At 64.2% G+C, this 22,563-nt stretch carries 24 protein-coding genes and 1 tRNA gene; 15 read left to right on the forward strand and 10 right to left on the reverse strand.

Annotated elements, in window-relative coordinates; all coding sequences use genetic code 11:
• Positions 1-28 precede the first annotated feature (28 nt).
• Entirely contained in the window at positions 29-652 is a 624-nt protein-coding gene (locus B6V72_RS08950) for an ABC transporter substrate-binding protein (RefSeq protein ID WP_075775436.1), read from the reverse strand.
• Positions 615-1,379 carry a VacJ family lipoprotein gene (locus tag B6V72_RS08955; protein ID WP_088735375.1) on the reverse strand — a complete coding sequence of 255 codons (765 nt, stop codon included), beginning with the start codon at positions 1,377-1,379 and terminating at the stop codon, positions 615-617. The genes B6V72_RS08950 and B6V72_RS08955 overlap by 38 nt, the downstream gene beginning before the upstream one ends.
• 289 nt (positions 1,380-1,668) lie before the next feature.
• Between B6V72_RS08955 and B6V72_RS08960 the strand changes: the two genes are divergently transcribed.
• Positions 1,669-3,369, forward strand: coding sequence for a type I secretion system permease/ATPase (locus B6V72_RS08960; protein ID WP_088735574.1), 1,701 nt, complete (start codon positions 1,669-1,671; stop codon positions 3,367-3,369).
• Complete coding sequence (locus B6V72_RS08965) at positions 3,366-4,700, forward strand: HlyD family type I secretion periplasmic adaptor subunit (RefSeq protein ID WP_168173029.1); 1,335 nt, start codon at positions 3,366-3,368, stop codon at positions 4,698-4,700. The genes B6V72_RS08960 and B6V72_RS08965 overlap by 4 nt, the downstream gene beginning before the upstream one ends.
• Before the next feature lie 18 nt (positions 4,701-4,718).
• Here B6V72_RS08965 and B6V72_RS08970 read toward each other — a convergent pair whose 3' ends face one another.
• A complete protein-coding gene (locus B6V72_RS08970; RefSeq protein ID WP_088735377.1) occupies positions 4,719-5,897 on the reverse strand; it encodes a lytic murein transglycosylase in 1,179 nt (392 codons plus the stop codon).
• A 195-nt stretch (positions 5,898-6,092) separates the two neighbouring features.
• Between B6V72_RS08970 and B6V72_RS08975 the strand changes: the two genes are divergently transcribed.
• Positions 6,093-6,440 carry a hypothetical protein gene (locus B6V72_RS08975; RefSeq protein ID WP_088719793.1) on the forward strand — a complete coding sequence of 116 codons (348 nt, stop codon included), beginning with the start codon at positions 6,093-6,095 and terminating at the stop codon, positions 6,438-6,440.
• Between the two features lie 46 nt (positions 6,441-6,486).
• Here the strand turns inward: B6V72_RS08975 and B6V72_RS08980 are convergent, their stop codons facing one another.
• Positions 6,487-7,662: a MalY/PatB family protein gene (locus B6V72_RS08980; RefSeq protein ID WP_088735378.1), complete on the reverse strand. Its 1,176-nt coding sequence runs from the start codon at positions 7,660-7,662 to the stop codon at positions 6,487-6,489.
• Positions 7,663-7,791: 129 nt separating this feature from the next.
• Between B6V72_RS08980 and def (B6V72_RS08985) the strand changes: the two genes are divergently transcribed.
• The 8 genes from def (B6V72_RS08985) (at position 7,792) to B6V72_RS09015 (ending at position 12,006) form a co-directional block, all read left to right on the forward strand.
• Complete coding sequence (gene def / locus B6V72_RS08985) at positions 7,792-8,337, forward strand: peptide deformylase (protein WP_075775430.1); 546 nt, start codon at positions 7,792-7,794, stop codon at positions 8,335-8,337.
• Complete coding sequence (gene def / locus B6V72_RS08990; protein ID WP_088723088.1) at positions 8,337-8,837, forward strand: peptide deformylase; 501 nt, start codon at positions 8,337-8,339, stop codon at positions 8,835-8,837. Before def (B6V72_RS08985) ends, def (B6V72_RS08990) begins: the two co-directional genes overlap by 1 nt.
• Before the next feature lie 3 nt (positions 8,838-8,840).
• On the forward strand, positions 8,841-9,737 hold the full coding sequence (gene fmt, locus B6V72_RS08995; RefSeq protein WP_088735379.1) for a methionyl-tRNA formyltransferase: 897 nt from the start codon (positions 8,841-8,843) through the stop codon (positions 9,735-9,737).
• 95 nt (positions 9,738-9,832) lie between these two features.
• The gene (locus B6V72_RS19175; RefSeq protein WP_157771525.1) at positions 9,833-9,991 is read left to right on the forward strand and encodes a hypothetical protein; all 159 of its coding nucleotides are present in this window, start codon (positions 9,833-9,835) and stop codon (positions 9,989-9,991) included.
• Between the two features lie 21 nt (positions 9,992-10,012).
• Positions 10,013-10,894 (forward strand): SPFH domain-containing protein, encoded by an 882-nt coding sequence (locus B6V72_RS09000; RefSeq protein WP_075775427.1) that lies wholly within the window; start codon positions 10,013-10,015, stop codon positions 10,892-10,894.
• Entirely contained in the window at positions 10,891-11,169 is a 279-nt protein-coding gene (locus B6V72_RS09005) for a hypothetical protein (RefSeq protein WP_088735380.1), read from the forward strand. Before B6V72_RS09000 ends, B6V72_RS09005 begins: the two co-directional genes overlap by 4 nt.
• A gap of 116 nt (positions 11,170-11,285) precedes the next feature.
• A complete protein-coding gene (locus B6V72_RS09010; protein ID WP_075775425.1) occupies positions 11,286-11,609 on the forward strand; it encodes a hypothetical protein in 324 nt (107 codons plus the stop codon).
• 157 nt (positions 11,610-11,766) lie between these two features.
• Positions 11,767-12,006: a hypothetical protein gene (locus B6V72_RS09015; protein ID WP_075775424.1), complete on the forward strand. Its 240-nt coding sequence runs from the start codon at positions 11,767-11,769 to the stop codon at positions 12,004-12,006.
• A 12-nt stretch (positions 12,007-12,018) separates the two neighbouring features.
• Here the strand turns inward: B6V72_RS09015 and pyrF are convergent, their stop codons facing one another.
• Together pyrF and B6V72_RS09025 are read right to left on the reverse strand one after the other, a co-directional pair.
• On the reverse strand, positions 12,019-12,720 hold the full coding sequence (gene pyrF / locus B6V72_RS09020; RefSeq protein ID WP_075775466.1) for an orotidine-5'-phosphate decarboxylase: 702 nt from the start codon (positions 12,718-12,720) through the stop codon (positions 12,019-12,021).
• 80 nt (positions 12,721-12,800) lie between these two features.
• Entirely contained in the window at positions 12,801-13,010 is a 210-nt protein-coding gene (locus B6V72_RS09025) for a hypothetical protein (protein WP_075775423.1), read from the reverse strand.
• Positions 13,011-13,222: 212 nt separating this feature from the next.
• Between B6V72_RS09025 and clpB the strand changes: the two genes are divergently transcribed.
• Both clpB and B6V72_RS09035 read left to right on the forward strand, forming a co-directional pair.
• Entirely contained in the window at positions 13,223-15,844 is a 2,622-nt protein-coding gene (gene clpB / locus B6V72_RS09030) for an ATP-dependent chaperone ClpB (RefSeq protein ID WP_088723092.1), read from the forward strand.
• Between the two features lie 159 nt (positions 15,845-16,003).
• Positions 16,004-17,266: a DNA polymerase IV gene (locus B6V72_RS09035; protein WP_088719797.1), complete on the forward strand. Its 1,263-nt coding sequence runs from the start codon at positions 16,004-16,006 to the stop codon at positions 17,264-17,266.
• A gap of 1 nt (position 17,267) precedes the next feature.
• Here the strand turns inward: B6V72_RS09035 and B6V72_RS09040 are convergent, their stop codons facing one another.
• Positions 17,268-18,134, reverse strand: a complete 867-nt coding sequence (locus tag B6V72_RS09040) for an N-formylglutamate amidohydrolase (protein ID WP_088735381.1) — start codon at positions 18,132-18,134, stop codon at positions 17,268-17,270.
• A 179-nt stretch (positions 18,135-18,313) separates the two neighbouring features.
• On the opposite strand from B6V72_RS09040, the gene B6V72_RS09045 reads away from it, so the two are divergent.
• Together B6V72_RS09045 and ykgO are read left to right on the forward strand one after the other, a co-directional pair.
• Positions 18,314-18,388 (forward strand) — tRNA-Val (locus B6V72_RS09045).
• 81 nt (positions 18,389-18,469) lie between these two features.
• Positions 18,470-18,595 carry a type B 50S ribosomal protein L36 gene (ykgO, locus tag B6V72_RS09050; RefSeq protein WP_038074920.1) on the forward strand — a complete coding sequence of 42 codons (126 nt, stop codon included), beginning with the start codon at positions 18,470-18,472 and terminating at the stop codon, positions 18,593-18,595.
• A gap of 95 nt (positions 18,596-18,690) precedes the next feature.
• Here the strand turns inward: ykgO and B6V72_RS09055 are convergent, their stop codons facing one another.
• The 3 genes from B6V72_RS09055 to B6V72_RS09065 all read right to left on the reverse strand — a co-directional run bounded on the left by B6V72_RS09055 (position 18,691) and on the right by B6V72_RS09065 (position 22,529).
• Positions 18,691-20,340, reverse strand: a complete 1,650-nt coding sequence (locus tag B6V72_RS09055; protein ID WP_168173030.1) for a peptidoglycan-binding protein — start codon at positions 20,338-20,340, stop codon at positions 18,691-18,693.
• A 54-nt stretch (positions 20,341-20,394) separates the two neighbouring features.
• A complete protein-coding gene (locus B6V72_RS09060) occupies positions 20,395-21,615 on the reverse strand; it encodes an AMP-binding protein (RefSeq protein ID WP_088719800.1) in 1,221 nt (406 codons plus the stop codon).
• 89 nt (positions 21,616-21,704) lie between these two features.
• Positions 21,705-22,529 (reverse strand): ABC transporter ATP-binding protein, encoded by an 825-nt coding sequence (locus B6V72_RS09065; protein ID WP_088735383.1) that lies wholly within the window; start codon positions 22,527-22,529, stop codon positions 21,705-21,707.
• Positions 22,530-22,563 lie beyond the last annotated feature (34 nt).

Consider the following 22,563-nt stretch of genomic DNA (forward strand, 5'->3'; position numbering starts at 1 on the left):
CGCTCACCCGGGCCGAAACCCGAACCGCTTACCCGGCCCGCTTCAAGTCCTCGATCATCGCGTCGATATTGCCGCGGCGCCGGTCGAGCATCGCACCGATCTCCGCACGCTCGGAGGCGAGCATGTTCACCCCTTCGACGATCAGGTTGAAGAACTTGTCGCTGCCCGAGCGATCGGAGACCTGCCACAGCACCTCGAACGGCGCCTGCCCCGGCAAGCTCGCGAGCGTCTTGACCTCGTAGAAGGTCTTGACCGGACGCGCGCCCTGTATCTGGAACTTCGCCCCCTGAAACTCTCGGAAGCGCTTGCCGTATTTGCGCGAGAGATAGCCCTGGAACGCCTTGGTGAAGGCCGAGAGCTGCGCCGGGCTCGCCTGCCGCGCCGCGACGCCCAACGCCGAGCGCGCGATGACGTTCACATCGGCATATCTCGCGAAAATCCGCTCGAACATCGCGTAGAGGGCGGAACCGGTGCGACCAGAAGCGATGGCCGCATTTACATCGTTCACCGCTTTCTGGATCAGCGACCGCGCCTGTGCATCCGTCAGCGCGAAAGCCGACCCCGGCAACAGGGCCGCCGCGACACCCGCCGCGCCGAGGCCCAGAACATGTCGCCTACTGCGGCAGTAAGTCTTCGTAGGGATCGTAGGCATTCGCATCGCTGGCCTCCTCGCCGTTGAGTTCGTAGCGCCGGTTCTGCAGATACAGAAGCCGACTCTGGGCATAGCTGTCGGCACTATCGTACAGGATCGAATCGACAGTCGTGCCATACAAGTAGCGCTTCGCGATCTTGCCGCCGAAGCGCAGCGCTCCCGCGGCGATCCGCTCCTTGTCGGGCAGTGCGTTCAGCGGATCGATCACGAAATCGACCACCATCCCGACCGTATCGCGCGTCGTGGACGGGCCGAAGATCGGCAATTCCTGGTAATTTCCTTCGCCCACGCCCCAGACATGCAGCGTCTCGCCGAAATCGGTATCCGTCTCGGGCAGCGAAAAATCAGTCCCCGCCGGGTCGAAGATGCCGCCCAGCCCGATCGTCGAGTTGATGAAGAAGCGGAAAGTATTCTTCACGGCCGGCTCGGGGCGCCCTTGCAGGAGCGAGTTGAGCACTTTGCCCGGAAGGCTGAGATTGCTGCTGACGTTATAAAGCGTCTTCGTGAGCGGACCGGGCGGGCTCGTATCGGCTGGATCGCCCCGTAAGAACGCCGAATCAAGCTGCTTGTTGAACGCGTGGGTCTTGCGATTGGTGGCCTCGTAGGGGTCGTGAATACCCGTTGCGGGCGGTGCAGGCGCGCAGGCGGCCATCCCCAGCGCGAGCGCCGCAATCAAAGCCACCGCAGGCCGTAGCGCGCGCGGACGCGCCGAAGCTCTTTGTTCCATCCACTGCGCCAAAGTCGCTCCCCCTTCGTTGCGGCTTCAGTCCTGAAATAGATAGAGCGCATCCGGCCTTGTCGCAACGCGAGACACGCAGAACTCCGGAGTTCCGGACCCGTTCGATAGAATTGAACGAAAAAGATCGAGGGAATTAACGCCCTGTTCAGCGCGCGTGCGCCACTCTCGACATGCGCGGCGCTCCAAGCAGCGCCCCCATCTCGGGGAGGGCACGATGCCATATTCCAACACCGAAGAAGCGGTCATCAAACGCAACATCATCAAGGGCCGACGCGAAATGGCCCGCCTGCTGCGCGGGGTGCGTGGGCAATTTGCACTGGTCGCGATATTCGCCGCCTTCATCAATGTACTCGTCCTCGCCGGGCCCCTGTTCATGTTGCAGGTCTACGACCGCGTGCTGCCCGCACGGTCGCTGCCGACGCTGATCAACCTGTTCCTGCTGGTGGCCTTTCTGTTCATGATGATGGGCGTGCTCGATTGGGCACGGGGCCGCCTGCTCGCCCGGATCGGCGCGGATCATCAGCGCGGCCTCGAAAGGCGCGTGTTCGACGCCGCCATCGTCGACGTGACGGTCAACACGCAGGAGCGGTCGTCCAACAACGCCCTGCGCGATCTGGAAATTCTACAGCGTTACTATGCCTCCCCAGTCGCGGCAGCGGTGTTCGATCTGCCCTGGACGCCGCTCTATCTCGGGGTGCTGTTCGTCTTCCATCCCTGGCTCGGCGCATTGGCTTTTGCCGGGGGCGCCGCACTGATCCTGCTTTCATTCGCGACGCAATTCGTCACGCGCGCGCGGCTGGATGAGACGGCGCAGCTGGAGAACAAGGCCCGCTACCTGGGAAACGACTTTCTTCGACAGATCGAAACCATCGTTTCGCTTGGCATGCGCGAAAGCGGCTTCAAGCGCTGGCAGGCGGCGCGGCACGAATCCATGAACAACGCAATTCACACCACGGATGTCAGCGGCAGCTTCCACGCCGTGATGCGCGCCCTGCGGCTGCTCCTGCAAACCTCAATGCTCGCCCTCGGCGCCTACCTGGTACTGCAGGGTGAGGTGAGCGCCGGGGCGATGGTCGCAGCCTCGATCCTGATGGGCCGTGCGCTCGCGCCGGTTGAACTCGCCGTGGGCGGCTGGACGCAATGGCAGGGCGCCAGCCTTGCTCGCGACCGGCTGGCCGCCCTTCTCGGCGCCCACCCGCCGGAGCGAAAGGGCTCCGAATGGATCACGCCGAAGCCCCAGCTCACCGTGGAAGGCCTCACCATTCGCCCTGCGACGTCCGACCGCGCGACGCTCGACATGATCAGCTTCTCACTCGAACCCGGCGAAGCCCTCGGGGTGATCGGTCCGCTCGGTGCGGGCAAATCAGTTCTCGCGCGCAGCCTGTGCAACTTCCACCGTCCCAGCGCCGGCACGATCCGCCTCGACGATGTGCCGCTCGACCAATACGACCGCGACAACCTCGGGCGGCTGATCGGTTATCTGCCGCAATCGATCTCCTTTTTCCCCGGCACGGTAGCCGAGAATATCGCCCGGCTCGATCCAGCGCCGGACAAGGACCGGGTCATCGCCGCCGCAAAACGTGCTGGCGCGCACCAGATGATTCTCAAACTGCCCGCCGGATATGACACGCCGATCGAGTTCGAGGGAGCATCGCTTTCCGATCGTCAGCGCCAGCTCGTCGCGCTTTCGCGCGCGCTCTACCACGATCCGATACTCCTCGTTCTCGACGAGCCCAACCTGTTGCTGAACGGTGATGCCGGGCCGGGCCTTCATGCGATGCTGAGCGATCTGAAAGCGCATGGCGGCGCGGCGATCGTGATGACCAACAGCCCCGGGGCACTCGCTGAATGCGACCGTATCCTTGTGCTCGATCGAGGTGCGCAGCGCGCGCTCGGCGCGCGCGACGACGTTCTCAAGCGCATGATCGCCTCGGCCACCAAATCCCGTGTTGTGCCCGCCGCGGACAGTGCGGCGTGAGTGACGCGGACGTCCGTTCAGGACAGGAGAGCCGTCGCCAGGCCTCTTCGCTCCATCGCGTTCCGATCGGCTGCGGTCTCGCAGCGATCGTCGCCTTGTTCATCGGATGCGCCATATGGCTGACCTTCACGCGGCTCGCCGGACTGATCCAAGCCTCGGGCCGCATCGAAGTCGATAGTTCCCGACACGTGATCGAGCATCCGACGGGTGGGATCATCGATAAAGTCTACGTCAAAAGCGGCGATCACGTCACCCGCGGCCAAGTGCTTATACGGCTCGATGCGGATGACATCCGCACCGAGCTGGCTATCGTGGAAGCCTCAGAATTCGCGGTTCAGGCCCAGCGGGCGCGTCTGCAGGCCGAACGAGACGGGACCGAAAGGATCGCTTATCCGGCAAGCCTGTGGGAGGCGGCCAAGCACCGCGAAGATGTCGCGAAGCTGGTCGAGGGGCAGAAGGCTATTTTCGAGGCCCGCAAACAATCTTTCGCCCAGCAACGCGCGGATATGGCGCGGCAGATCCAGCAAATCAGCGCCCAGCGCGACGGAATCGACACTCAGGTCTCGGCCTTGGAACGCGAGGAGCGATTGATCGAAAAGGAACTGTCCCTCCGCGAACGGCTGAAGGATCGTGGACTTGCGACCTCGGCGCAAATCCTCGCACTCACCCGCGAGCAGGTTTCGCTGGAGCGACAACTCGGCGCGCTGCGCGCCCAGAAAACGCAACTTACGGTGCAAAGCGGCGGCGTGGTGCTCACCGCGTCGCGGCTGCAGTCGCAACGCCGGGAGGAAATCGAATCGCAACTCGAGTCCCGCAACGCCCGTGCCATCGAACTCTCGGCGCGCGCGACCCATCTGCGCCGCGAACTGGCGCGGCGCACCCTGCGCGCCCCGGTCAACGGCACGGTGCACGACGTACGTCTGCGCGGCGCGCACGCGGTGCTGCGCCCGGCGGAAATGGCGATGGCGATCGTCGAAACCGGACGGCCGCTTGTTATCAATGCCAGGATCGATCCGATCAACGTCGATGGCGTCGCAGCGGGCCAGAGCGCGATCCTGCGCTTCCCCGGTTTGTCGCGGCGAATATCCAGCGATTTGATCGGAAAGCTCACCCGGATTTCCCCCGATACGCTGACCGACCCGGTGACGGGGGAGAGCTATTACCAAGTGCAGGTCACCTTCGACATTGGGCAGCTCGACACGCAGGAAAGCTCCCTCTTGGTTCCCGGGATGCCCACAGAGGTCTTCCTGCAAACCGAGCCGGTCTCGCCGATCCGCTACCTGCTCAGCCCCTTCCTCGATTTCTTCGCACTTGGGGGAGCGGCAGGATGAAGGTTCGGCCCGACACGGTCACAACCGATCGAGCAAGGCGCGCGTCGGCCAACCGTCCGCAGGCAGTCCGAGCTTCTCCTGCGCCGTCTGGACTGCGTTACGAGTGTTCGCGCCAAGGATGCCGTCCACCGCACCCACGTCATAGCCCTTCGCAACGAGCTTTTGCTGCAGCCGCTTCATCTGCGCCACGCTCAGTCCCGGTTCCGGCGCGCCGGGATCGAGGCGCGGCGCTCCTTCGAGGCGTGTGGCAAAATAGGCCGCGCTGGTGACGTAGACGAAGCTCTTGTTCCACTCGAACAGCACGCGGAAATTCGGATAGACGATAAAGGCGGGCCCCTTGCGCCCCATCGGCAAAAGGATCGATCCGCGCAGGCTGCTGGCAAGCTGCCCTTGCCGCGCACGCACCCCGCGTGCCTTCCAATCGGAGACCGGCAATTCAGTCGTCAGCCCGGTCTTGGACCAATCGAGATCGTCAGGCACCGTGACCTCTTGCATCCACGGCTCGTTCGGCCGCCACCCCATATCGCGCAGCATATTCGCTCCCGACATCAGCGCATCGGGGGCGGACGTCTTCAGACGCACATGCCCATCGCCATCGCCGTCGACACCGTTGCGGAGGATGTCGTCCGGCAGCATCTGCACCTGCCCGATTTCTCCCGCCCAGGCACCGGTGGTTCGCTGGGGATCGAAATCGCCGCGCCGGAAAAGCTTGCCCGCAGCGATCACCTGTGGGCGGAACAGCGCGGGCCGACGGCAATCATGGGCCAGCGTCAGAAGCGCGTCGCGGGTGTTGAAATCGCCCTGCACCGCGCCGTAATCCGTCTCGAGCGCCCAGAACGCCAGCAGCACCCCGCGCGAGACGCCATAGGTCTGCTCCATCCGGTCGAAGGTCTTCGCATAGCGCTTGGCGTTCTTTGCCCCGTTAACCATCCGATTCTTGCTGATCACCGCGCTCGCAAATTCGAGGAATGTCTTGCGAAACACCCCTTGCGCCCGGTCCGCCCGCAGCACGGCCGGGCTCTGCCGCGCACCGGCGAGGAACGCATCAGCCTGTTGCGCGTTCAGTCCGGCCGCCTGCAGATCGCTGCGAATTCCGGACAGGAAACCGGACCAGCTCCCGCCGCACTGCGCATGGGCCAAGCCGGGGGTGAGCATGGGCGAGAAAGCGAGGGTCAGAATGAGCAAAGCCTTACGCATGGGAGCCTCCGGGTTGCGCGGTTCCCCTCAACGCTATCTTGGGCGACCCAGAGCGACAACCCGATGTGCCAGCCGTGCAAGCCGTTGCAATTTCAGCACTCTTCGCAGACGCAGCATCGGATCATCTAAATGGTTAACTTGCTTTTTACATTGGTGTGATCAGCATGGAGCATGGGGAAGCTGTTGGAGGATGTCATGGAATTCCTGCCCAAGGAGGTCCTTGAAGGACTGCGCGCCGCGCAGAAGCGCGATGCGGCGAAAAAGGCGCGCCTGCGGGTTCTCGCGGGCGGCCAGATCTGGCCGGTGCTGCGCCGGGTTCCAGGCGGATTCGCGCTGGACGCGGACGAGGTCACGCATCTGCGCGGTCATGTCGATCTTTACGACGGCGAGACCCATGTCGCGACTTGCCTGATCGTGGCGTCGGAGATTCAGGGGCATGAGTTGATCTGCACCGTGAAGCGGGAAACCGCGGTCAGCGATCGCGCAGCGCTGGACTTCGTGCAGGAAGCGCCGACTCTCTCGGGCTACCTGACGAAGCTCTGAGCGAGCTAGAGATTTCAAAGGAAAGGGCCGGAAAACCGGCCCTTTTTCATTGCAGATCAGCGAAGGCCGCCTGCAGTCGGTCGACCGCCTCGCGCACCCGCGCCCGCGGCGTGGCGAGGTTGAAGCGCAGGAACCTTTCGCCCCCGGCTCCGAAGGTCGCGCCGAGATTCACCGCGATCTTCGCTTCTTTCAGAACGCGCGACTGGTATTCCTCGGGTTCCATGCCGGTGCCGGAGAAGTCGACCCAAGCAAGATAGGTCGCCTCGAGCGGCATCGAATGCAGCCCTGGAATCTCTGCGATCCCCTGATCGAAGATGCGCCGGTTCTCGTCGAGATAGGCGTTCAGCGCATCGACCCACGCGGCGCCCTCGGGGCTGTAGGCTGCCGTCGCCATCGCGATGCCGAAACTGTTGGGTGAAATCCCCAAGGCAGCCATCCGCTTTGCGAATCGGGCGCGCAGGTCCGGATCCGCAATGATCACGTTTCCGGTGTGGGTGCCCGCGATGTTGAAGGTCTTCGTGGTGGCCGTCATCATCACCAGCGGCAGATCGGGCGCGGCGTTCGCCATCGGGATATGCGTTTCGCCCGGCATCACGATGTCATGGTGAATCTCGTCCGAGACCAGCACCAGCCCGTGGCGCTTCGCGAACTCGGCCGTGGCTTCCAGTTCTGCACGGGTCCAGACGCGGCCGCCGGGGTTGTGCGGCGAGCAGAGGACGAGCATCTTCTCGGCCCCGGTCATCAACCCGTCCCAGGCGTCGAAATCCATCTCGTAGCGACCATCGACCAGCTTCAGCGGGCACTCGCGCACCTCGCGCCCGGCCGCACGGATGACCCGCGCGAAGGCGTGGTAGACCGGCGTCATCAGAACGACCGCATCGCCCGGATCGGTATAGGCGTCGACGCAGAGCGCCGTGCCGTTGACCAGCCCATGGGTCGTGAAGATCCAACCCGGTTCGATCTCCCAGCCGTGCCGTTCGCGCATCCACCACTGGATCGCGGCACGGTACTCGTCCTCGCCGCCCCAATAGCCATAGATGCCCTGCCCGACCATCTCCTCGAGCGCGCGCTGAACGCAGACGGGCGGGCGGAAATCCATATCCGCGACCCACATCGCGATCCCGTCTTCGGGCGACACGCCGTAAACCTTTTCCATCGCGTCCCATTTCTGCGAATGGGTGCCTACGCGGTCGATGATTTCGTCGAAGTCGGGTTTGCTCATTTGCGCCTCTCTCTGGTCGGATTGGGCGCATCTGAGCAAAAGCGAAGCCGGGTTACAAACGGCGTTTTGTCACTGGCACAATCACCGCCGCCATTGCACAGAGGCATTGCTTCGCCTAAATCCCTGCCCATGACGCTACGACCGATCCTGATCCATCCCGATCCGCGCCTGAAAAAGGTCTGCGAGCCGGTGCCCGAAGTTAACGACGAGATCCGCAAGCTCGCCGATGACATGCTCGCGACCATGTATGACGCGCCCGGCATCGGCCTGGCCGGGCCGCAGGTCGGCGTGATGAAGCGGATCTTCGTGATGGATTGCGTGAAGGACAAGGAAGCGGCCCCCGAGCCGATGGTCCTGATCAATCCCGAGATCAGCTGGACTTCGGAAGAGACCAATGTCTACGAGGAAGGCTGCCTCTCGATCCCGGATCAATATGCCGAGGTGACGCGTCCCTCCGAGGTGCGGATGAAGTGGCTCGGCCTCGACGGGCAAAGCCATGAGGAACAGTTCGACGCGCTTTGGGCGACCTGCGCTCAGCACGAGTTCGACCATCTCAACGGCAAGCTGTTCATCGACTATCTCGGTCCGATGAAGCGCAAGATGATCACCCGCAAGATGGAGAAGCTCAAGCGCGAGCGCGCCCGTGCGGGCGCGGCCAAGGATCCGATCCTCTGATGGCTGCGCGCGCGTTCATCCCCTATGACGACCGCCGCCTGCATCGCCAGGCCGAGCCGGTCGAGACGATCACCGAAACCGTCCGGATGATCTGGGACGACATGGTCGAGACGATGGACGCGATGCCCGGCGTCGGCCTCGCCGCGCCGCAGATCGGCATCATGATGCGGCTTGCGGTCGTCGATGCGTCGGACAAGCGCGGTCAGGCCGTGCGGATGGCGAACCCCGAAGTGCTGCATGCGTCGGTGCAGATGCGCAAGCACGAGGAGGCCTCGCCCAACCTGCCCGGCGTTTTCGCCCCGATCGAGCGGCCTCGCGCTGTGACGGTGCGCTTCCTCAATGAAGACGGCGAGATGGAGGACCGCGATTTCGTGGGGCTCTGGGCGACGAGTGTCCAGCACCAGATCGACCATCTCAACGGCAAGATGTATGTCGATCATCTCTCGCCCCTGCGCCGCAAGATGCTGGTGCAGAAGTCGAAGAAACTCGCGAAAGGCTAAGCGATGCGCGTCATCTTCATGGGAACGCCGGAGTTCTCCGTCCCCGTTCTGGAGGCGCTGGCCGGCGCGCATGAGGTTGTCGCCGTCTATAGCCAGCCGCCCCGCCCCGCCGGTCGCGGCAAGAAAGAGCGCCCCTCACCGGTCCATGCCAAGGCCGATGAACTGGGGATCGAGGTGCGCACCCCGCGAAATTTCAAAGCCCCCGAGGATCGTGAAGCCTTCGCCGCGCTGAATGCCGATATCGCGGTCGTCGTGGCCTACGGGCTGATCCTGCCGCAGGCCATTCTGGATGCGCCCGCGAAGGGCTGCCTGAATATCCACGCCTCGCTGCTCCCGCGCTGGCGCGGGGCCGCGCCGATCCACCGGGCGATCATGGCAGGCGACAGCCAGACCGGCATCTGCATCATGCAGATGGAAGCCGGACTCGATACCGGGCCGGTTCTGCTGCGCGAAGCGACCGAGATCGGCGCGACCGAGACCACCGGCGAGTTGCATGACCGGCTAAGCGCAATGGGCGCCCGGCTGATCCTCGATGCGCTGTCCGAGATCGACTCGCTGATCCTTCAGCCTCAGCCGGAGGATGGCGTCACCTATGCCGCGAAGATCGACAAGGCCGAAGCGCAGGTCGATTGGACGCGCCCGGCCGACGAGGTGATCCGCCATATCAACGGCCTCTCGCCCTTCCCTGGCGCCTGGACCGAGATCGCGGGTGAGCGGATCAAGCTGCTGCGCGCCGCCCCGGCAGAGGGCAGTGGCGCGCCGGGCGAAATCCTCGACGGGTTTACGATTGCCTGCGGCACTGGCGCGCTGGAAATCCTCGAGGCGCAACGCCCCGGCAAGCGTCCGATGTCGGGCGACGACGTCTTGCGCGGCCTGCGCCTGCCCGCTCGCCTCAGCTGAGCGCAACTACCTTCCCAAAACGCACAACTTGCGGCAGACTTGCGGGAAAACCACAAGGAGCAGTCGATGACCCCCCGCATGAGTGAGTTCGCCTGATGGGCGTTCTGTTCGGCTTTCTCGCGACGGCAGGCAGCCGCATCGTAGGGATTGGCTTCGCACTCGCCATCTGGCTGCTCGCGCGCCCGGGAGGCTGGGCCGTGCTCGTGGTGCTGACACTGCTCGCCTTGCGCGTGTTTCCCGGTCACCAAGTTTGAGTTCAGAAGGTCGAGGCCCAGATGTTATTCGTTAATTCCCTGAGCGGCAGCGATATCGTGATGATCGCCATCGCGATGCTGCTGATCCTGTCCGTCTTCCTCGGCGTCCGGATCGTGCCGCAATCCGAAAAACATGTCGTGGAGAGATTCGGCCGGCTGCGCGCGGTGCTCGGCCCCGGCATCAACTTCATCGTGCCCTTCCTCGACCGCGTGCCGCACAAGATCTCGATCCTCGAGCGCCAGCTGCCCAATGCGATGCAGGATGCGATCACCGCCGACAACGTGCTGGTAAAGGTCGAGACCTCGGTCTTCTACCGAATTACCGAGCCGGAGAAGACCGTCTATCGTATCCGCGATGTCGATGCGGCCATCGCGACGACGGTGGCGGGGATCGTGCGCTCCGAGATCGGGGTGATCGAACTCGACGAAGTGCAATCGAACCGTGCCCGTCTGATCGAGAAGGTCCGCGAGCAGGTTGCCGTGATGGTCGACGATTGGGGGATCGAGGTGACCCGTGCCGAGATTCTCGACGTCAATCTGGACGAGGCGACCCGCGCCGCGATGCTGCAGCAGCTCAACGCCGAACGCGCGCGTCGGGCGCAAGTGACCGAGGCCGAGGGCAAGAAGCGCGCGGTCGAGCTCGCCGCCGAAGCGCAACTGTTCCAGGCGCAGAAAGAGGCCGAAGCCCGCCGCATCTCGGCGGATGCCGAAGCTTATGCGACCGAGGTGGTTGCGCAGGCGATCGCCAAGAACGGGCTCGAGGCCGCGCAATATCAGGTCGCGTTGAAACAGGTTGATGCGCTGGCGCAGGTGGCCAAGGGCGAAGGCAAGCAGACCGTGATACTGCCCGCCGCAGCCCTGGAAGCCTTCACCGACGCTTTCCAACTGCTGAGGAAAGCATGATGGACCTGTGGCAACTCCCGTGGGTCTGGGTCGTCGCCGGTCTTGTGCTGGGCGTCGCAGAGATGCTCATCCCCGGCTTCATCTTCCTCGGCTTCTCGATCGGGGCCGTCGTCACGGGCGCGCTCGTCTGGATCGGCATCGTCGGAAATTCGGTCCCGATCACGCTGATCACCTTCGCGATTCTGTCGATCATCGCATGGCTCGTGCTTCGCAAGCTGATGGGCGTGCGACGCGGTCAGGTGAAGCACTGGCATGACGATATCAACGAGAACTGACCCCGTGTGACGAAACCGCGTCCGGCGGGTTCCCGCGCACCCCGGGAACTGGAAGCGGCCTATCGATGTTCTCTCGCCAATACGCAGAGAGAGATGAAAATCGACAGGAGATCATCATGTCTGACACGCATAATCACGAACGCTCGGGTCTGGGCGGCATCTACTTCGTTCTGGGCGCGGTCGTCGTTGCGCTCGGTATCGTCCTTTGGCTGATGATGGCGCCCGGGGACGAAAGCGCCACCACCGCGCCCGCAGAAAGCGACGCAAGCTCCACTTCGGTCACGATCGAAAACAGCGACTCCGCTGCCCCGGCGGATTCGTCGGGCGCGACCGCCTCGGGCGATGCTGCGGCGGGCGATACCGCGGCTAGCGACAGCGGCAGCACCGACACCAGCGGCGCTGCCGCCGAGGCCACCACGCAGAGCGGCGGATCGAACTGATTTCCGCCCTTCTGGATCACGCGCAAGTGAAGCGGCGTCCTGCGGGGCGCCGTTTCATTTTGCGCCGCGCTCCGCCTATCTGAGGACAGGAGGAGGAACGCAGGCCATTGCCTCGCGTTTCCTTTACCGAGGGACCAAAGCGAAGAGGCGAGCAGAAATGGCCAAGGATTCGAACCGACAAAGCAGTATCGGCGGCCTGATACTCACCCTTGTGGCGCTGGTCGCGGCGCTGGGTGTCGTGGTCTGGTTGGTTGCGGATACGCCGGTTGACGGGGGCGATGAAGCCGCCACCGATCCACCGAGCGAACAGCAGATGTCAGATCCGAATGCCGCGAAGGTCGAAGTCGCGCCGAACTCGAAGACGAGTGGCCCGGCCACCGGCGGCGATGGCCAGTGACCTAAGCGCCAGTCAGCCCCGAAGCTCTTGGAGGATCGCTTCCGCCGCGGCGCGCGGATCGGGCGCGCGGTGGATTGGGCGGCCAACGACGATATGGTCAGCGCCTGCGTCCACGGCGGCTGCCGGGGTCGCGATCCGCTTCTGGTCGCCGAGGTCGGCCCCGGTCGGGCGCACGCCCGGCGTCACGATCAGCTTGCCGGTTGCCTCGGGCAATGCCCGGATCATCGCCGCTTCCTGCGGCGAAGCGATCACGCCATCCGCACCCGCGTCGAATGCACGGCCCGCACGTTCGGCGACGAGATCGCTGATCGCACCCTCCTTGATGAGCGCGCCGTTCAGGTCTTCCCGGTCGAGCGAGGTCAGGATTGTCACGGCGAGGATTTTCAGGTCGGTGCCCGCGGCGCCTTCCTTCGCGGCCTTAACCACATAGGGATCGCCATGCACGGTGAGGAAATCAAGGTCGAACTGCGCCAGACCGCGCACCGCGTTTTCCACCGTCGCACCGATATCGAACAGCTTCATGTCGAGGAAGATGCGCTTGCCCTGATCCTGCTTCAGCTCGCTCGCCAGCGCGAGGCCACCGCCGGTGAGCATCCCCAGACCGATCTTGTAGAAGGACACCGAGTCGCCCAACTGGTTTGCCAGCACGAGGCCTTCATAGGCGCTCGGCACGTCGAGGGCGACGATGAGACGGTCGTCGGCGGGCAGGGTCATGTCGGTCATCGCAGAGCGCTCCTTTTCAAGATCGCCCCCTGATGCGGATCAATCACCGCTACGTCAAGCCGTTCGCGGGTTCACAGCCCGCCGATACCACGGCGCTGCGCTTCGCGGGTCAGCGCACGAGTAAGCTGTCGATGTGGGATGTTCTGGCTGGCTTCGATTCTGACGGGCACCCGCAGCGGCTGCGCGACCCCGGGGATGAAGAATTCTACGATCGCCTCGAAACGGCGTTGCGCGGCATTGTAGATCAGGCGCGCGATATGCGTGGCGTTGCCATGGTGCATGGACCCGGACCCTCCTCTGTGGTCGTCCTCTATGCTTGTCTTCACGTAAACGCTAAACCTTGCGATCTGGTTTCCTCCTGCGGCGAAATGGTCCATCGAAAAGACTTGAAGCGGCGCATGCCACATCCCATTTTTCATAGCGAGACCCGGTCAGGACGGCGCCTAATACAGGGCCAGACACATCCCGGGGGCTTTAAAAAAGGAGAATGCCGATGAACATGGAGAAGTTCACGGAGCGGTCTCGCGGCTTCCTTCAGGCCGCGCAGACGATCGCGATGCGCGAGGGTCATCAACGTGTGGTGCCCGAGCATCTTCTGAAGGCATTGATGGATGACGATCAGGGGCTGTCGGCCAATCTGATCAAGCGCGCCGGTGGCGAGCCTGCCCGCGTGCTCGAGGCCGTCGATCTGGCGGTGTCGAAACTGCCGAAAGTGTCGGGCGGCGACGGGCAGGTCTATGTCGAGCAAAGCCTCGTGCGCGTGCTCGACGAGGCCGAGAAGATCGCCAAGAAAGCGGGCGACAGCTTTGTGCCGGTCGAACGTGTTCTGATGGCTCTGGCCATGGTGAACACGCGCGCCAAGGACGCGCTCGATGCGGGCGCTGTGACGGCGCAGAAGCTCAACGCCGCGATCAACGACCTGCGCAAGGGCCGCACGGCGGATTCGGCCTCGGCCGAAGAGGGCTATGAGGCGCTCAAGAAATATGCGCGCGATCTGACCGAGGCCGCCGAGCAAGGCAAGATCGACCCGATCATCGGTCGTGATGACGAGATTCGGCGCACCATGCAGGTGCTCAGCCGTCGGACCAAGAACAACCCGGTCCTGATCGGTGAACCCGGCGTGGGCAAGACCGCGATCGCGGAAGGCCTCGCGCTGCGCATCATCGACGGCGACGTACCGGAATCGCTGCGCGACAAACGGCTTCTCGCGCTCGACATGGGCGCGCTGATCGCCGGTGCGAAATATCGCGGTGAGTTCGAAGAGCGTCTGAAAGCGATCCTCAAGGAAATCGAGGCCGCTGCGGGTGAAATCATCCTGTTCATCGACGAGATGCACACGCTCGTGGGTGCCGGGAAATCCGACGGCGCGATGGACGCGGCGAACCTGATCAAGCCGGCGCTGGCCCGTGGTGAGCTGCACTGCGTGGGCGCCACGACGCTTGATGAGTATCGCAAATATGTCGAGAAGGACGCGGCACTGGCTCGGCGCTTCCAGCCCGTGATGGTGGAAGAGCCGACGGTCGAGGACACGATCTCGATCCTGCGCGGTATCAAGGAGAAATACGAACTCCACCACGGGGTGAAGATCTCCGACTCGGCGCTGGTCTCGGCTGCGACACTCTCGCATCGCTACATCACCGACCGCTTCCTGCCCGACAAGGCGATCGACCTCGTGGACGAGGCCGCCTCGCGCCTGCGCATGGAAGTGGACAGCAAGCCCGAGGAGCTCGATGCACTCGACCGTCAGATCCTGCAGATGCAGATCGAAGCGGAAGCGCTGAAGAAAGAGGACGATACCGCTTCGAAGGATCGTCTCGAGAAGCTCGAGAAGGAACTGGCGGATCTGCAGGATCGCGCCTCGGAAATGACTGCCAAGTGGCAGGCCGAGCGTGACAAGCTGGAATCGGGCCGCAACCTCAAGGAGCAACTCGACAAGGCCCGGGCCGAACTGGATCAGGCCAAGCGCGAAGGTAATCTCGCCCGCGCCGGTGAGCTGAGCTACGGCATCATTCCGAGCCTCGAGAAGCAGCTCGCCGCGGCCGATGAGGCCGAAGGCGAAGAGCTGATGGTCGAGGAATCGGTGCGCCCCGAGCAGATCGCCGAAGTGGTCGAACGCTGGACCGGCATCCCGACCTCCAAAATGCTGGAGGGCGAGCGCGAGAAGCTGCTGAAGATGGAAGACGAGCTACACAAGCGCGTCGTCGGTCAGAATGCAGCGATCACCGCCGTGTCGAATGCCGTGCGCCGTGCACGTGCCGGGCTCAACGACGAGAATCGCCCGCTGGGCTCGTTCCTCTTCCTCGGCCCGACCGGTGTGGGTAAGACCGAGCTGACCAAGGCGGTCGCCAACTACCTGTTCGACGACGATCAGGCGATGGTGCGGATCGACATGTCCGAGTTCATGGAGAAGCACTCCGTGGCCCGGCTGATCGGTGCCCCGCCCGGGTATGTCGGCTATGACGAGGGTGGCGTTCTGACCGAGGCGGTCCGGCGGCGTCCCTATCAGGTCGTGCTGTTCGACGAGGTCGAGAAGGCGCATCCGGACGTGTTCAACGTGCTGCTGCAGGTGCTCGACGATGGTGTGCTGACCGATGGTCAGGGCCGCACGGTCGACTTCAAGCAGACGCTGATCGTGCTGACGTCGAACCTCGGCTCGCAGGCGCTCAGCCAGCTGCCGGATGGTTCGGATGCAGGCGAGGCCAAGCGTCAGGTGATGGATGCGGTGCGGGCGCATTTCCGCCCCGAATTCCTGAACCGTCTCGACGAGATGGTGATCTTCGATCGCCTGAACCGCAAGGACATGGACGGGATCGTGGAAATCCAGCTCAAGCGGCTGGAGAAACGTCTGGCACAGCGCAAGATCACGCTGGATCTGGACGAGTCGGCTCACAAGTGGCTCGCCGATGCAGGCTACGACCCGGTCTATGGCGCGCGTCCCCTGAAGCGGGTGATCCAGCGCTCGCTGCAGGATCCGCTGGCCGAGGCGATCCTTGGCGGCGAAATTATGGACGGTGCGACGGTCGAAGTCACGGCTGGCCCGAACGGGCTGATCGTCGGCGGTCACGTGGCCCCCTTGGGTGGCACGAAACCCGCCGATGGCGTGCCGCTGCACTAAGAGCCACCTGAAGACGGATTGAGAGGGGCGGAGCGATCCGCCCCTTTTTCGTTAGCATCAAGGGGCGCTGCCCCTCTTGGCTGCGCCAATTCAGCCCGGGATATTTCCGCCAAGGCGAAGAGAGAGTATCTAAGGGATACACCCCCGGATCGAGAGCCCATGCCTGCCCTTTGTCGCCATTGCCTGAAGAGTTTTGACGAGGCGCCGAAGCGTTGCCCCGCCTGCGGCAAGGCGCGCATCGTGGCGCATCCGGAGCTGTTCGACCTGCCCATCGCACATATCGATTGCGACAGTTTCTATGCTTCGGTCGAGAAGCGCGACAATCCCGAGCTGTCTTCGCAAGCGGTGATCGTGGGCGGCGGCACGCGCGGAGTGGTGACGACCTGCTGCTACATCGCGCGAATCTCAGGGGTGCGCTCGGCGATGCCGATGTTTCAGGCGCGCAAGCTTTGCCCCGATGCGGTGATCATCAAGCCGCGGATGGAGCATTACGCCAGCGTCTCGCGCGAGATCAGGGCGAAAATGGTGGAGCTGACGCCGCTGATCGAGCCGCTCTCGCTCGACGAGGCGTTCCTCGATCTGGGCGGCACGGAGCGGCTGCACCATGCGCCGCCTGCCCTCCTGATGGCGCGGCTTGCGCGCGAGATCGAGACGGAGATCGGGGTCACGGCCTCGGTCGGTCTTTCGCATAACAAGTTCCTCGCCAAGATCGCCTCGGATCTCGACAAGCCGCGCGGGTTTTCGGTGATCGGGCGCGGCGATACGGAAGAGTTCCTCCGCGACAAGCCGGTGTCGATCCTCTGGGGCGTGGGGGCGGCAACGCGCTCGGCCCTGGGGCGTGCGGGCATCCGCACGCTTGCCGATATTCGCCGCGCGGGGCTGTCGCGGATGGAGGATCGCTTCGGCGCGTCTGGGCGGCGCCTGTTCGAACTGGCGAACGGCCATGATGCCCGCCGGGTCTCTCCCGACTCGCCGATGAAATCCGTGTCGAACGAGACCACCTTCAACACTGACATCGCCGATCGCGAGGCACTGATGGGCAAGCTGTGGCATCTGGCCGAGAAGGTCTCGGCCCGGATGAAGGCGCGCGATCTGGCGGGGCGGACCGTGACGCTGAAGCTGAAAAAGGCGGATTTCGCGACGGTGACCCGGCAGACCCGGCTGGAAGAGCCGAGCCAGCTGGCCGACACGCTCTATCGGGCGGGGGAGACGCTGTTCGACAAGCTGCCGAAGGGGCAGGCCTACCGACTGATCGGGATCGGGTTCTCGGACCTCATGGCGGCGGATGGGCGCGATCCGGCAGGCGACCTGCTCGACCCTTATGCGGGCAAGCGCGCAAGCGCGGAGCGGGCCAAAGATGCGATCCGGGCGCGATTCGGGGCGGATGCGATCCGCAACGGGCGCGGCTGGGACGGGGAGTGACTTACTCCGCTGCGTGGCGCAGCGGATGTGCCCCGAGATCAGCAATCTGACGCGCCGCCCGGCTCATCAGCGCAGCGAACGCATTGAAATTCTCGTTCGGCGCGATGCGGTGCTGGTCCATGTAGAGGGCGCGGTCGATCTCGATCTGGATCGCGTGATAGCCCTCGCGCGGATGCCCGTATCGCTGGGTGATATAGGCTCCGGCAAAGGGGCTGTTGCGCGCGACGTTCAGCCCCTCGCCTTCGAAGATCAGTTCGATCTCGCGCACGATCTCCCGGTCGGCACTGGTGCCGTAGCGATCGCCGAGCACGATTTCCGCGCGGCGCGGGCCGGTCGTGGCCAGCGCCTCGGAGGGCATCGAATGCATATCGAGCAGAATTGCCTGCCCGAAAGCGTCATGCGCCTCGGCCATCAGCGCTTCAAGCTGCGCGTGATAAGGTCGCCATACATGGTTGATCCGCGCCTCGGCCTCAATCAACGGAATCTTGCCGCGATAGATCGCCCGCGCACCGGATACCACGCGGGGAATCACCCCGAGACCAGCCGCGACGCGCGGCCCCGGATGCGCCCGGTCCAGCCCGGCGATCAGCGCCGAATCAAGCTCGTCCTCCGCCCGATTGAGATCGACCCACGCCCTCGGATATTGCGCACAAAGAAGCGGGGCGCCGAATTGCGGCACATCCGCCAGCAACTCATCGACGAAGGCGTCTTCGGAAGACCGCAGGCGCAGCATGTCCAGAACGGCGCGTTCCTGCAGGCTATGCGGGTAGTGTGCACCGGAATGGGGCGAGGCGAAGACCGCAGCGGTCCGCAACGCCTTGGGGCGATCCAGCCGGAACGGCGGCAAAAGGGCTGGGATGTCGGACATGAAACCTCTTATGATCGCTTAATATCCTACACCGGAACGCTTTCGCGCCAAAAGCCTCTTGAAAGCCGTTTCGACTCTTTATATAGACCCCCAGACCGACGCGACACCGCGCCTTTCGGTTCCCTTCGCGGCCTAGCCGCAAGCGCGAATCAAAGGCACCAACGGGGTCGAACGGGTGTGGGCGGTTAGCTCAGCGGTAGAGCACTACGTTGACATCGTAGTGGCCACTGGTTCGATCCCAGTACCGCCCACCATCTATTCACCGCCCCCGGCTTGCAAGCCCGGGGCATTCGTTTTTCAAGGCGCACCGCGCGCCGCGATACAGGAGAAGGCCGATGAAGGTCCGCAACTCGCTCCGCTCGCTCAAGCAGCGTCATCGCGATTGCCAGGTCGTGCGCCGCAAAGGCCGCGTCTACGTGATCAACAAGACGCAGAAGCGCTTCAAAGCCCGTCAGGGCTGAGGCAGCCGAGCCGAAACGAATAAAGGCCGCGCCAGGGATTTCCCGGCGCGGCCTTTTTCTTTGTTCAGCGCTTCGAGGCTGAAAGGGATCGGCGCTTATTGCACGCCGATCGCCCCGGCCAGAAGCTGCGCCACGGTGGCCTGATCGAGGTAGCCTGTAGCTTCCAGCCCGCCCGCCGTCTGATAGCGACGAATCGCGCGGCGCGTATCCTTGTCGAACACACCGTCGACCTTGCCGGGCTTCAGGCCCATCTGGGCAAGGCGTTGCTCCACCAGCGATTTCGCGACGCCGGGCAGGTTGAGGGCGGCCTCTTTCGCGGCGGCCGCATCCATCGCGTCGCTTTGCTGATTCTGTTGCTGCAGCTCGGCAATGCGTGCCTCGGCCTCGGCTTTGAAGGCCGGGTCGGAGCGGCTTGCGAGATAATCCCGGTAGCTGGCGATGGTGTCGGCTTTGCGCGCGGCGTCCCAGTCTGCGCGATCCGCAGCCTGAGCCTCGGAGCGGCGATCCGCTTCGATCTTGTCGAGACGCTCCTGCGCGAGTTCCGCGAAAAGACCGTCGGGATATTTTTTGAGATAGGCGCGCAGCCCGGCCTCATCACCCGCCTTGCCGGTCTGCTCCCAATAGGCACGGTCCTGCTGGTCGATCTTGGCCTGACGCGCCTCGGCCTCTGCCTTCAGCTCGGCGGCGCGCTTCTCGCCCTGCGCCGTGAGCGCGGTGAGCTGTGCGCGGGTCAGGTAGCTCGTATCGTCGAAGCCGTTGGCCTTCTGCCAGCGCGCGATCGCCCCGCGCGAGCCCGGCCCGAAGATGCCGTCGACGCCTTTCGGGTCGAATTTCAGGATCGTCAGGTACTGCTGCACCTCGCGGCGCTGGTCGCGGCTAAGGTTCAGCGCCTCCTCCGCGACCTTCGCTTTTTGCTGCGGTTCGTCACGCAGTTGCTGGATGCGCTGTTTCGCCTGAGCGGCATTCGCGCCATTCGGGTAGCGGTCGAGATAGAGCTGATAAGCGGTGATCGAATCCTCGGAGCGCGCCATGTCCCAATACGGGGCAGACGGGTCTGCTTCGGGGGTCTTCACCGGGGCGGGTTTCTTCCCCGTCGGCTCGGTGACCAGGGTGAGATCTTGCGTCATGTAGCCACTGGCGGTCAGGTCTGCAGATTGCGCCGACCGCATCAGCGAGGCGCCAGGCTCGGTCAGATTGCCCGACATCAGGCTCGCGACGTTTTTCGGGCTGCCGCGCAGCACCGTCACACCTTGCGGAATGTCGAGCGTGCCGATCCCGGGTTGGGTCAGGCCGTTGCCGTTGCCCGCGTCATCCGCCGCGCCGAGCAGCAGCACCGCGCGGCCCGGATGCGCGGCCAGAACCGTCATCACGGCGGACAGCGGCAACGCCTCGCTCACCGCTTCGGGCAGCGAGGTGTCGCGGACATCGACCGGCAGATACCACGTCTCGCCGTCGGAATGGGCGAAGCGACCCGAGAGCGCCACGACCAGCCGGTCGGCCTCGGGCGCGCGGGTCACGAAATCGCGGAAGCGGGAGCGGATCTCGGCGGCGTCGGCGTCATCCTCGATCAGCACCGAGAAACCTGCCGTCTGCAGCTTCGCTTCGCTATCGGTCAGCGCGGTACCCGAGCGAAGATCGTCGATCCGCTGGTAATTGGAATTGCCCAGAAGCAACGCCAGATCGGCGGCATGGGCGGGAAGGCCTAGCGCCGCGATCGCGGCACCTGTCAGAAGAAGTTTACGCATGGGGTCCTCCATCTCTCTTACGCGAGGAAACCCCTGAGATCGCGGCTGGGTTCCTCAGTCGTAGCTGCGCTGGTCGTCGATGACCTTACCATCATTCGGAAGCGACCCCGGCGCCACCAGTTCGATCACGCCTTTCATCTTGAGCGCCGCGCGCACGCCGCCGTCGAAACGCGTCGGGTCGTCGGCCTCGGTTTCGATCTGCACGGTCATCACGTCCATCTCGCCGTCGCGCGTGGCGATGACGCGGGCCTTCTGCACCTCTGCATGGGCGGAGACGAAGCTCGCCACCTGTTCGGGGCGTACGAACATGCCCTTGATCTTGGTGGTCTGATCGGCGCGGCCCATCCAGCCCTTGATACGCATGTTGGTGCGCCCACAGGGGCTGACGCCTTCCATCACCGCCGAGAGATCGCCGGTGGCGAAGCGGATCAGCGGGTAGTCGGGATTGAGCGTGGTCACGACGACCTCGCCGACCTCGCCGGGGGCCACCGGATCGCCGGTGCCGGGGCGGACGATCTCGACGATCACGCCTTCGTCCACGATCATCCCCTCCATCGCGGCGCTCTCATAGGCGATGTTGCCCAGATCGGCGGTGGCGTAACATTGCAGGCAGGAGATCCCGCGGTCGGCATAGCTCTGGCGCAGGCTCGGGAAGAGTGCGCCGCCCGACACGGTGGCCTTGGTGATTTTCAGAGCCTCGCCCATCTCTTCGGCTTTCTCGAGGATGATGCGCAGGTAATCGGGCGTGCCCGCGTAAACCGTCGAGCCGATATCGGCGGCGGCGCGGACCTGCAGCTCCGTCTGGCCGGTGCCTGCGGGCAGCACGGCGGCGCCGACCGTGCGCGCGGCATTTTCGAACATCATCCCCGCCGGGGTGAGGTGGTAACCAAAGCAGTTCTGCACGATATCGCCCGGACCGACGCCTGCGGCATGGACGAAGCGCCCCAGCCGCCACCAATTGTAACTGACATCGCCGGGCTCGTAGATCGGACCGGGCGACTGGAAGATATGGGCGAAGGCATGTGCGGGTTTCATGACCAGCCCGCCGAAGGGTGGCGCGCCTTTCTGCGCAGAGCCGAGGTCGGACTTGCGTAGCACCGGCAGCTTCGCGAGCGCCTCGCGCGATGTGACAGCTCTCGGGTCGACGCCTTGCAGATGCGCCGCGATCCCCGGAGCTGTCATCGCCGCGCCGATCAGAGCCGGCAGGCACTCCGCCAAAGAGGCCTCACGCGCGTCGGCGCTGCGGGTTTCCAATTCGTCGAAATGTTCGCGCATCTCTCGACCCTTTCCGTTCAGCGGACAGACCGCCCCTGTGCCGCGCCGAAAATGCTGCGCAGCAATTTAATTGAATCAGTAGGTTAGCGTCACGCCAGCCAGCGTTTCCGGCGGCGATAGCTTCGCACGTCGCGGAAGCTCTTGCGGCCTTCGTCGGACATGCCGAGGTAGAATTCCTTCACGTCCGGGTTCTCGCGCAATTCCTTTGCGGGACCGTCCATGACGATGCGGCCGCTCTCCAGAATGTAGCCGTAATGCGCATAGCGGAGCGCGACGTTGGTGTTCTGCTCGGCCAGAAGGAATGTGACGCCTTCGTTCTCGTTGACCGATTTCACGATCTCGAAGATCTGCTCCACCAGCTGCGGCGCGAGACCCATCGAAGGTTCGTCCAGCAGGATCGTCTCGGGGCGGCTCATCAGCGCGCGGCCCATCGCGACCATCTGCTGCTCCCCGCCCGAGGTATAGCCCGCCTGCGATTTGCGGCGCTCCTTGAGGCGCGGGAAATAGGTGTAGACCATTTCCAGATCGTCCTGGATCGCGGCGCGCCCGTCCTTGCGAGTATAGGCACCGGTCAGCAGGTTTTCCTCGACGGTCAGGTGTTCGAAACAATGCCGCCCCTCCATCACCTGGATCACGCCCTTGCGGACCAGCTCGGCGGGGGAGCCGTCCTGCACCCGTTCGCCGCGATAGGTGATCGAGCCTTTCGTCACCTCGCCGCGTTCGGACTTGAGCAGGTTGGAGATCGCCTTGAGCGTCGTCGTCTTGCCCGCGCCGTTGCCGCCCAGAAGCGCGGTGATCCCGCCCTTGGGCACGCTCAGGCTGACCCCTTTGAGCACGAGGATGACGTGATTGTAGATCACCTCGATATTGTTGACCTCGAGCAGGGTCGTGTCGGATTTCGAAGCGTCGAGCATGGTTCTCTCCGGGACATTGGGGTGGCCCCCGGCG

The sequence above is a fragment of the Thioclava sp. F34-6 genome (assembly GCF_002213235.1).
Taxonomy (GTDB): Bacteria; Pseudomonadota; Alphaproteobacteria; order Rhodobacterales; family Rhodobacteraceae; genus Thioclava; species Thioclava nitratireducens.

What these genes read in the sequence shown, in the direction of transcription:
- B6V72_RS09055 (WP_168173030.1), bottom strand. Translation starts at nt 20,340, where the DNA reads ATGCGTAAACTTCTTCTGACAGGTGCCGCGATCGCGGCGCTAGGCCTT.
- B6V72_RS09025 (WP_075775423.1), bottom strand. Translation starts at nt 13,010, where the DNA reads ATGCACCATGGCAACGCCACGCATATCGCGCGCCTGATCTACAATGCC.
- def (WP_088723088.1), top strand. Translation starts at nt 8,337, where the DNA reads ATGGCTGCGCGCGCGTTCATCCCCTATGACGACCGCCGCCTGCATCGC.
- B6V72_RS09060 (WP_088719800.1), bottom strand. Translation starts at nt 21,615, where the DNA reads ATGCGCGAACATTTCGACGAATTGGAAACCCGCAGCGCCGACGCGCGT.
- B6V72_RS09065 (WP_088735383.1), bottom strand. Translation starts at nt 22,529, where the DNA reads ATGCTCGACGCTTCGAAATCCGACACGACCCTGCTCGAGGTCAACAAT.
- B6V72_RS09015 (WP_075775424.1), top strand. Translation starts at nt 11,767, where the DNA reads ATGGCCAAGGATTCGAACCGACAAAGCAGTATCGGCGGCCTGATACTC.
- B6V72_RS09040 (WP_088735381.1), bottom strand. Translation starts at nt 18,134, where the DNA reads ATGTCCGACATCCCAGCCCTTTTGCCGCCGTTCCGGCTGGATCGCCCC.
- B6V72_RS09010 (WP_075775425.1), top strand. Translation starts at nt 11,286, where the DNA reads ATGTCTGACACGCATAATCACGAACGCTCGGGTCTGGGCGGCATCTAC.
- B6V72_RS09035 (WP_088719797.1), top strand. Translation starts at nt 16,004, where the DNA reads ATGCCTGCCCTTTGTCGCCATTGCCTGAAGAGTTTTGACGAGGCGCCG.
- B6V72_RS08970 (WP_088735377.1), bottom strand. Translation starts at nt 5,897, where the DNA reads ATGCGTAAGGCTTTGCTCATTCTGACCCTCGCTTTCTCGCCCATGCTC.
- B6V72_RS08955 (WP_088735375.1), bottom strand. Translation starts at nt 1,379, where the DNA reads ATGGAACAAAGAGCTTCGGCGCGTCCGCGCGCGCTACGGCCTGCGGTG.
- ykgO (WP_038074920.1), top strand. Translation starts at nt 18,470, where the DNA reads ATGAAGGTCCGCAACTCGCTCCGCTCGCTCAAGCAGCGTCATCGCGAT.
- B6V72_RS08980 (WP_088735378.1), bottom strand. Translation starts at nt 7,662, where the DNA reads ATGAGCAAACCCGACTTCGACGAAATCATCGACCGCGTAGGCACCCAT.
- B6V72_RS08960 (WP_088735574.1), top strand. Translation starts at nt 1,669, where the DNA reads ATGGCCCGCCTGCTGCGCGGGGTGCGTGGGCAATTTGCACTGGTCGCG.
- B6V72_RS08950 (WP_075775436.1), bottom strand. Translation starts at nt 652, where the DNA reads ATGCCTACGATCCCTACGAAGACTTACTGCCGCAGTAGGCGACATGTT.
- clpB (WP_088723092.1), top strand. Translation starts at nt 13,223, where the DNA reads ATGAACATGGAGAAGTTCACGGAGCGGTCTCGCGGCTTCCTTCAGGCC.
- def (WP_075775430.1), top strand. Translation starts at nt 7,792, where the DNA reads ATGACGCTACGACCGATCCTGATCCATCCCGATCCGCGCCTGAAAAAG.
- pyrF (WP_075775466.1), bottom strand. Translation starts at nt 12,720, where the DNA reads ATGACCCTGCCCGCCGACGACCGTCTCATCGTCGCCCTCGACGTGCCG.
- B6V72_RS09005 (WP_088735380.1), top strand. Translation starts at nt 10,891, where the DNA reads ATGATGGACCTGTGGCAACTCCCGTGGGTCTGGGTCGTCGCCGGTCTT.
- B6V72_RS19175 (WP_157771525.1), top strand. Translation starts at nt 9,833, where the DNA reads ATGGGCGTTCTGTTCGGCTTTCTCGCGACGGCAGGCAGCCGCATCGTA.
- fmt (WP_088735379.1), top strand. Translation starts at nt 8,841, where the DNA reads ATGCGCGTCATCTTCATGGGAACGCCGGAGTTCTCCGTCCCCGTTCTG.
- B6V72_RS08975 (WP_088719793.1), top strand. Translation starts at nt 6,093, where the DNA reads ATGGAATTCCTGCCCAAGGAGGTCCTTGAAGGACTGCGCGCCGCGCAG.
- B6V72_RS09000 (WP_075775427.1), top strand. Translation starts at nt 10,013, where the DNA reads ATGTTATTCGTTAATTCCCTGAGCGGCAGCGATATCGTGATGATCGCC.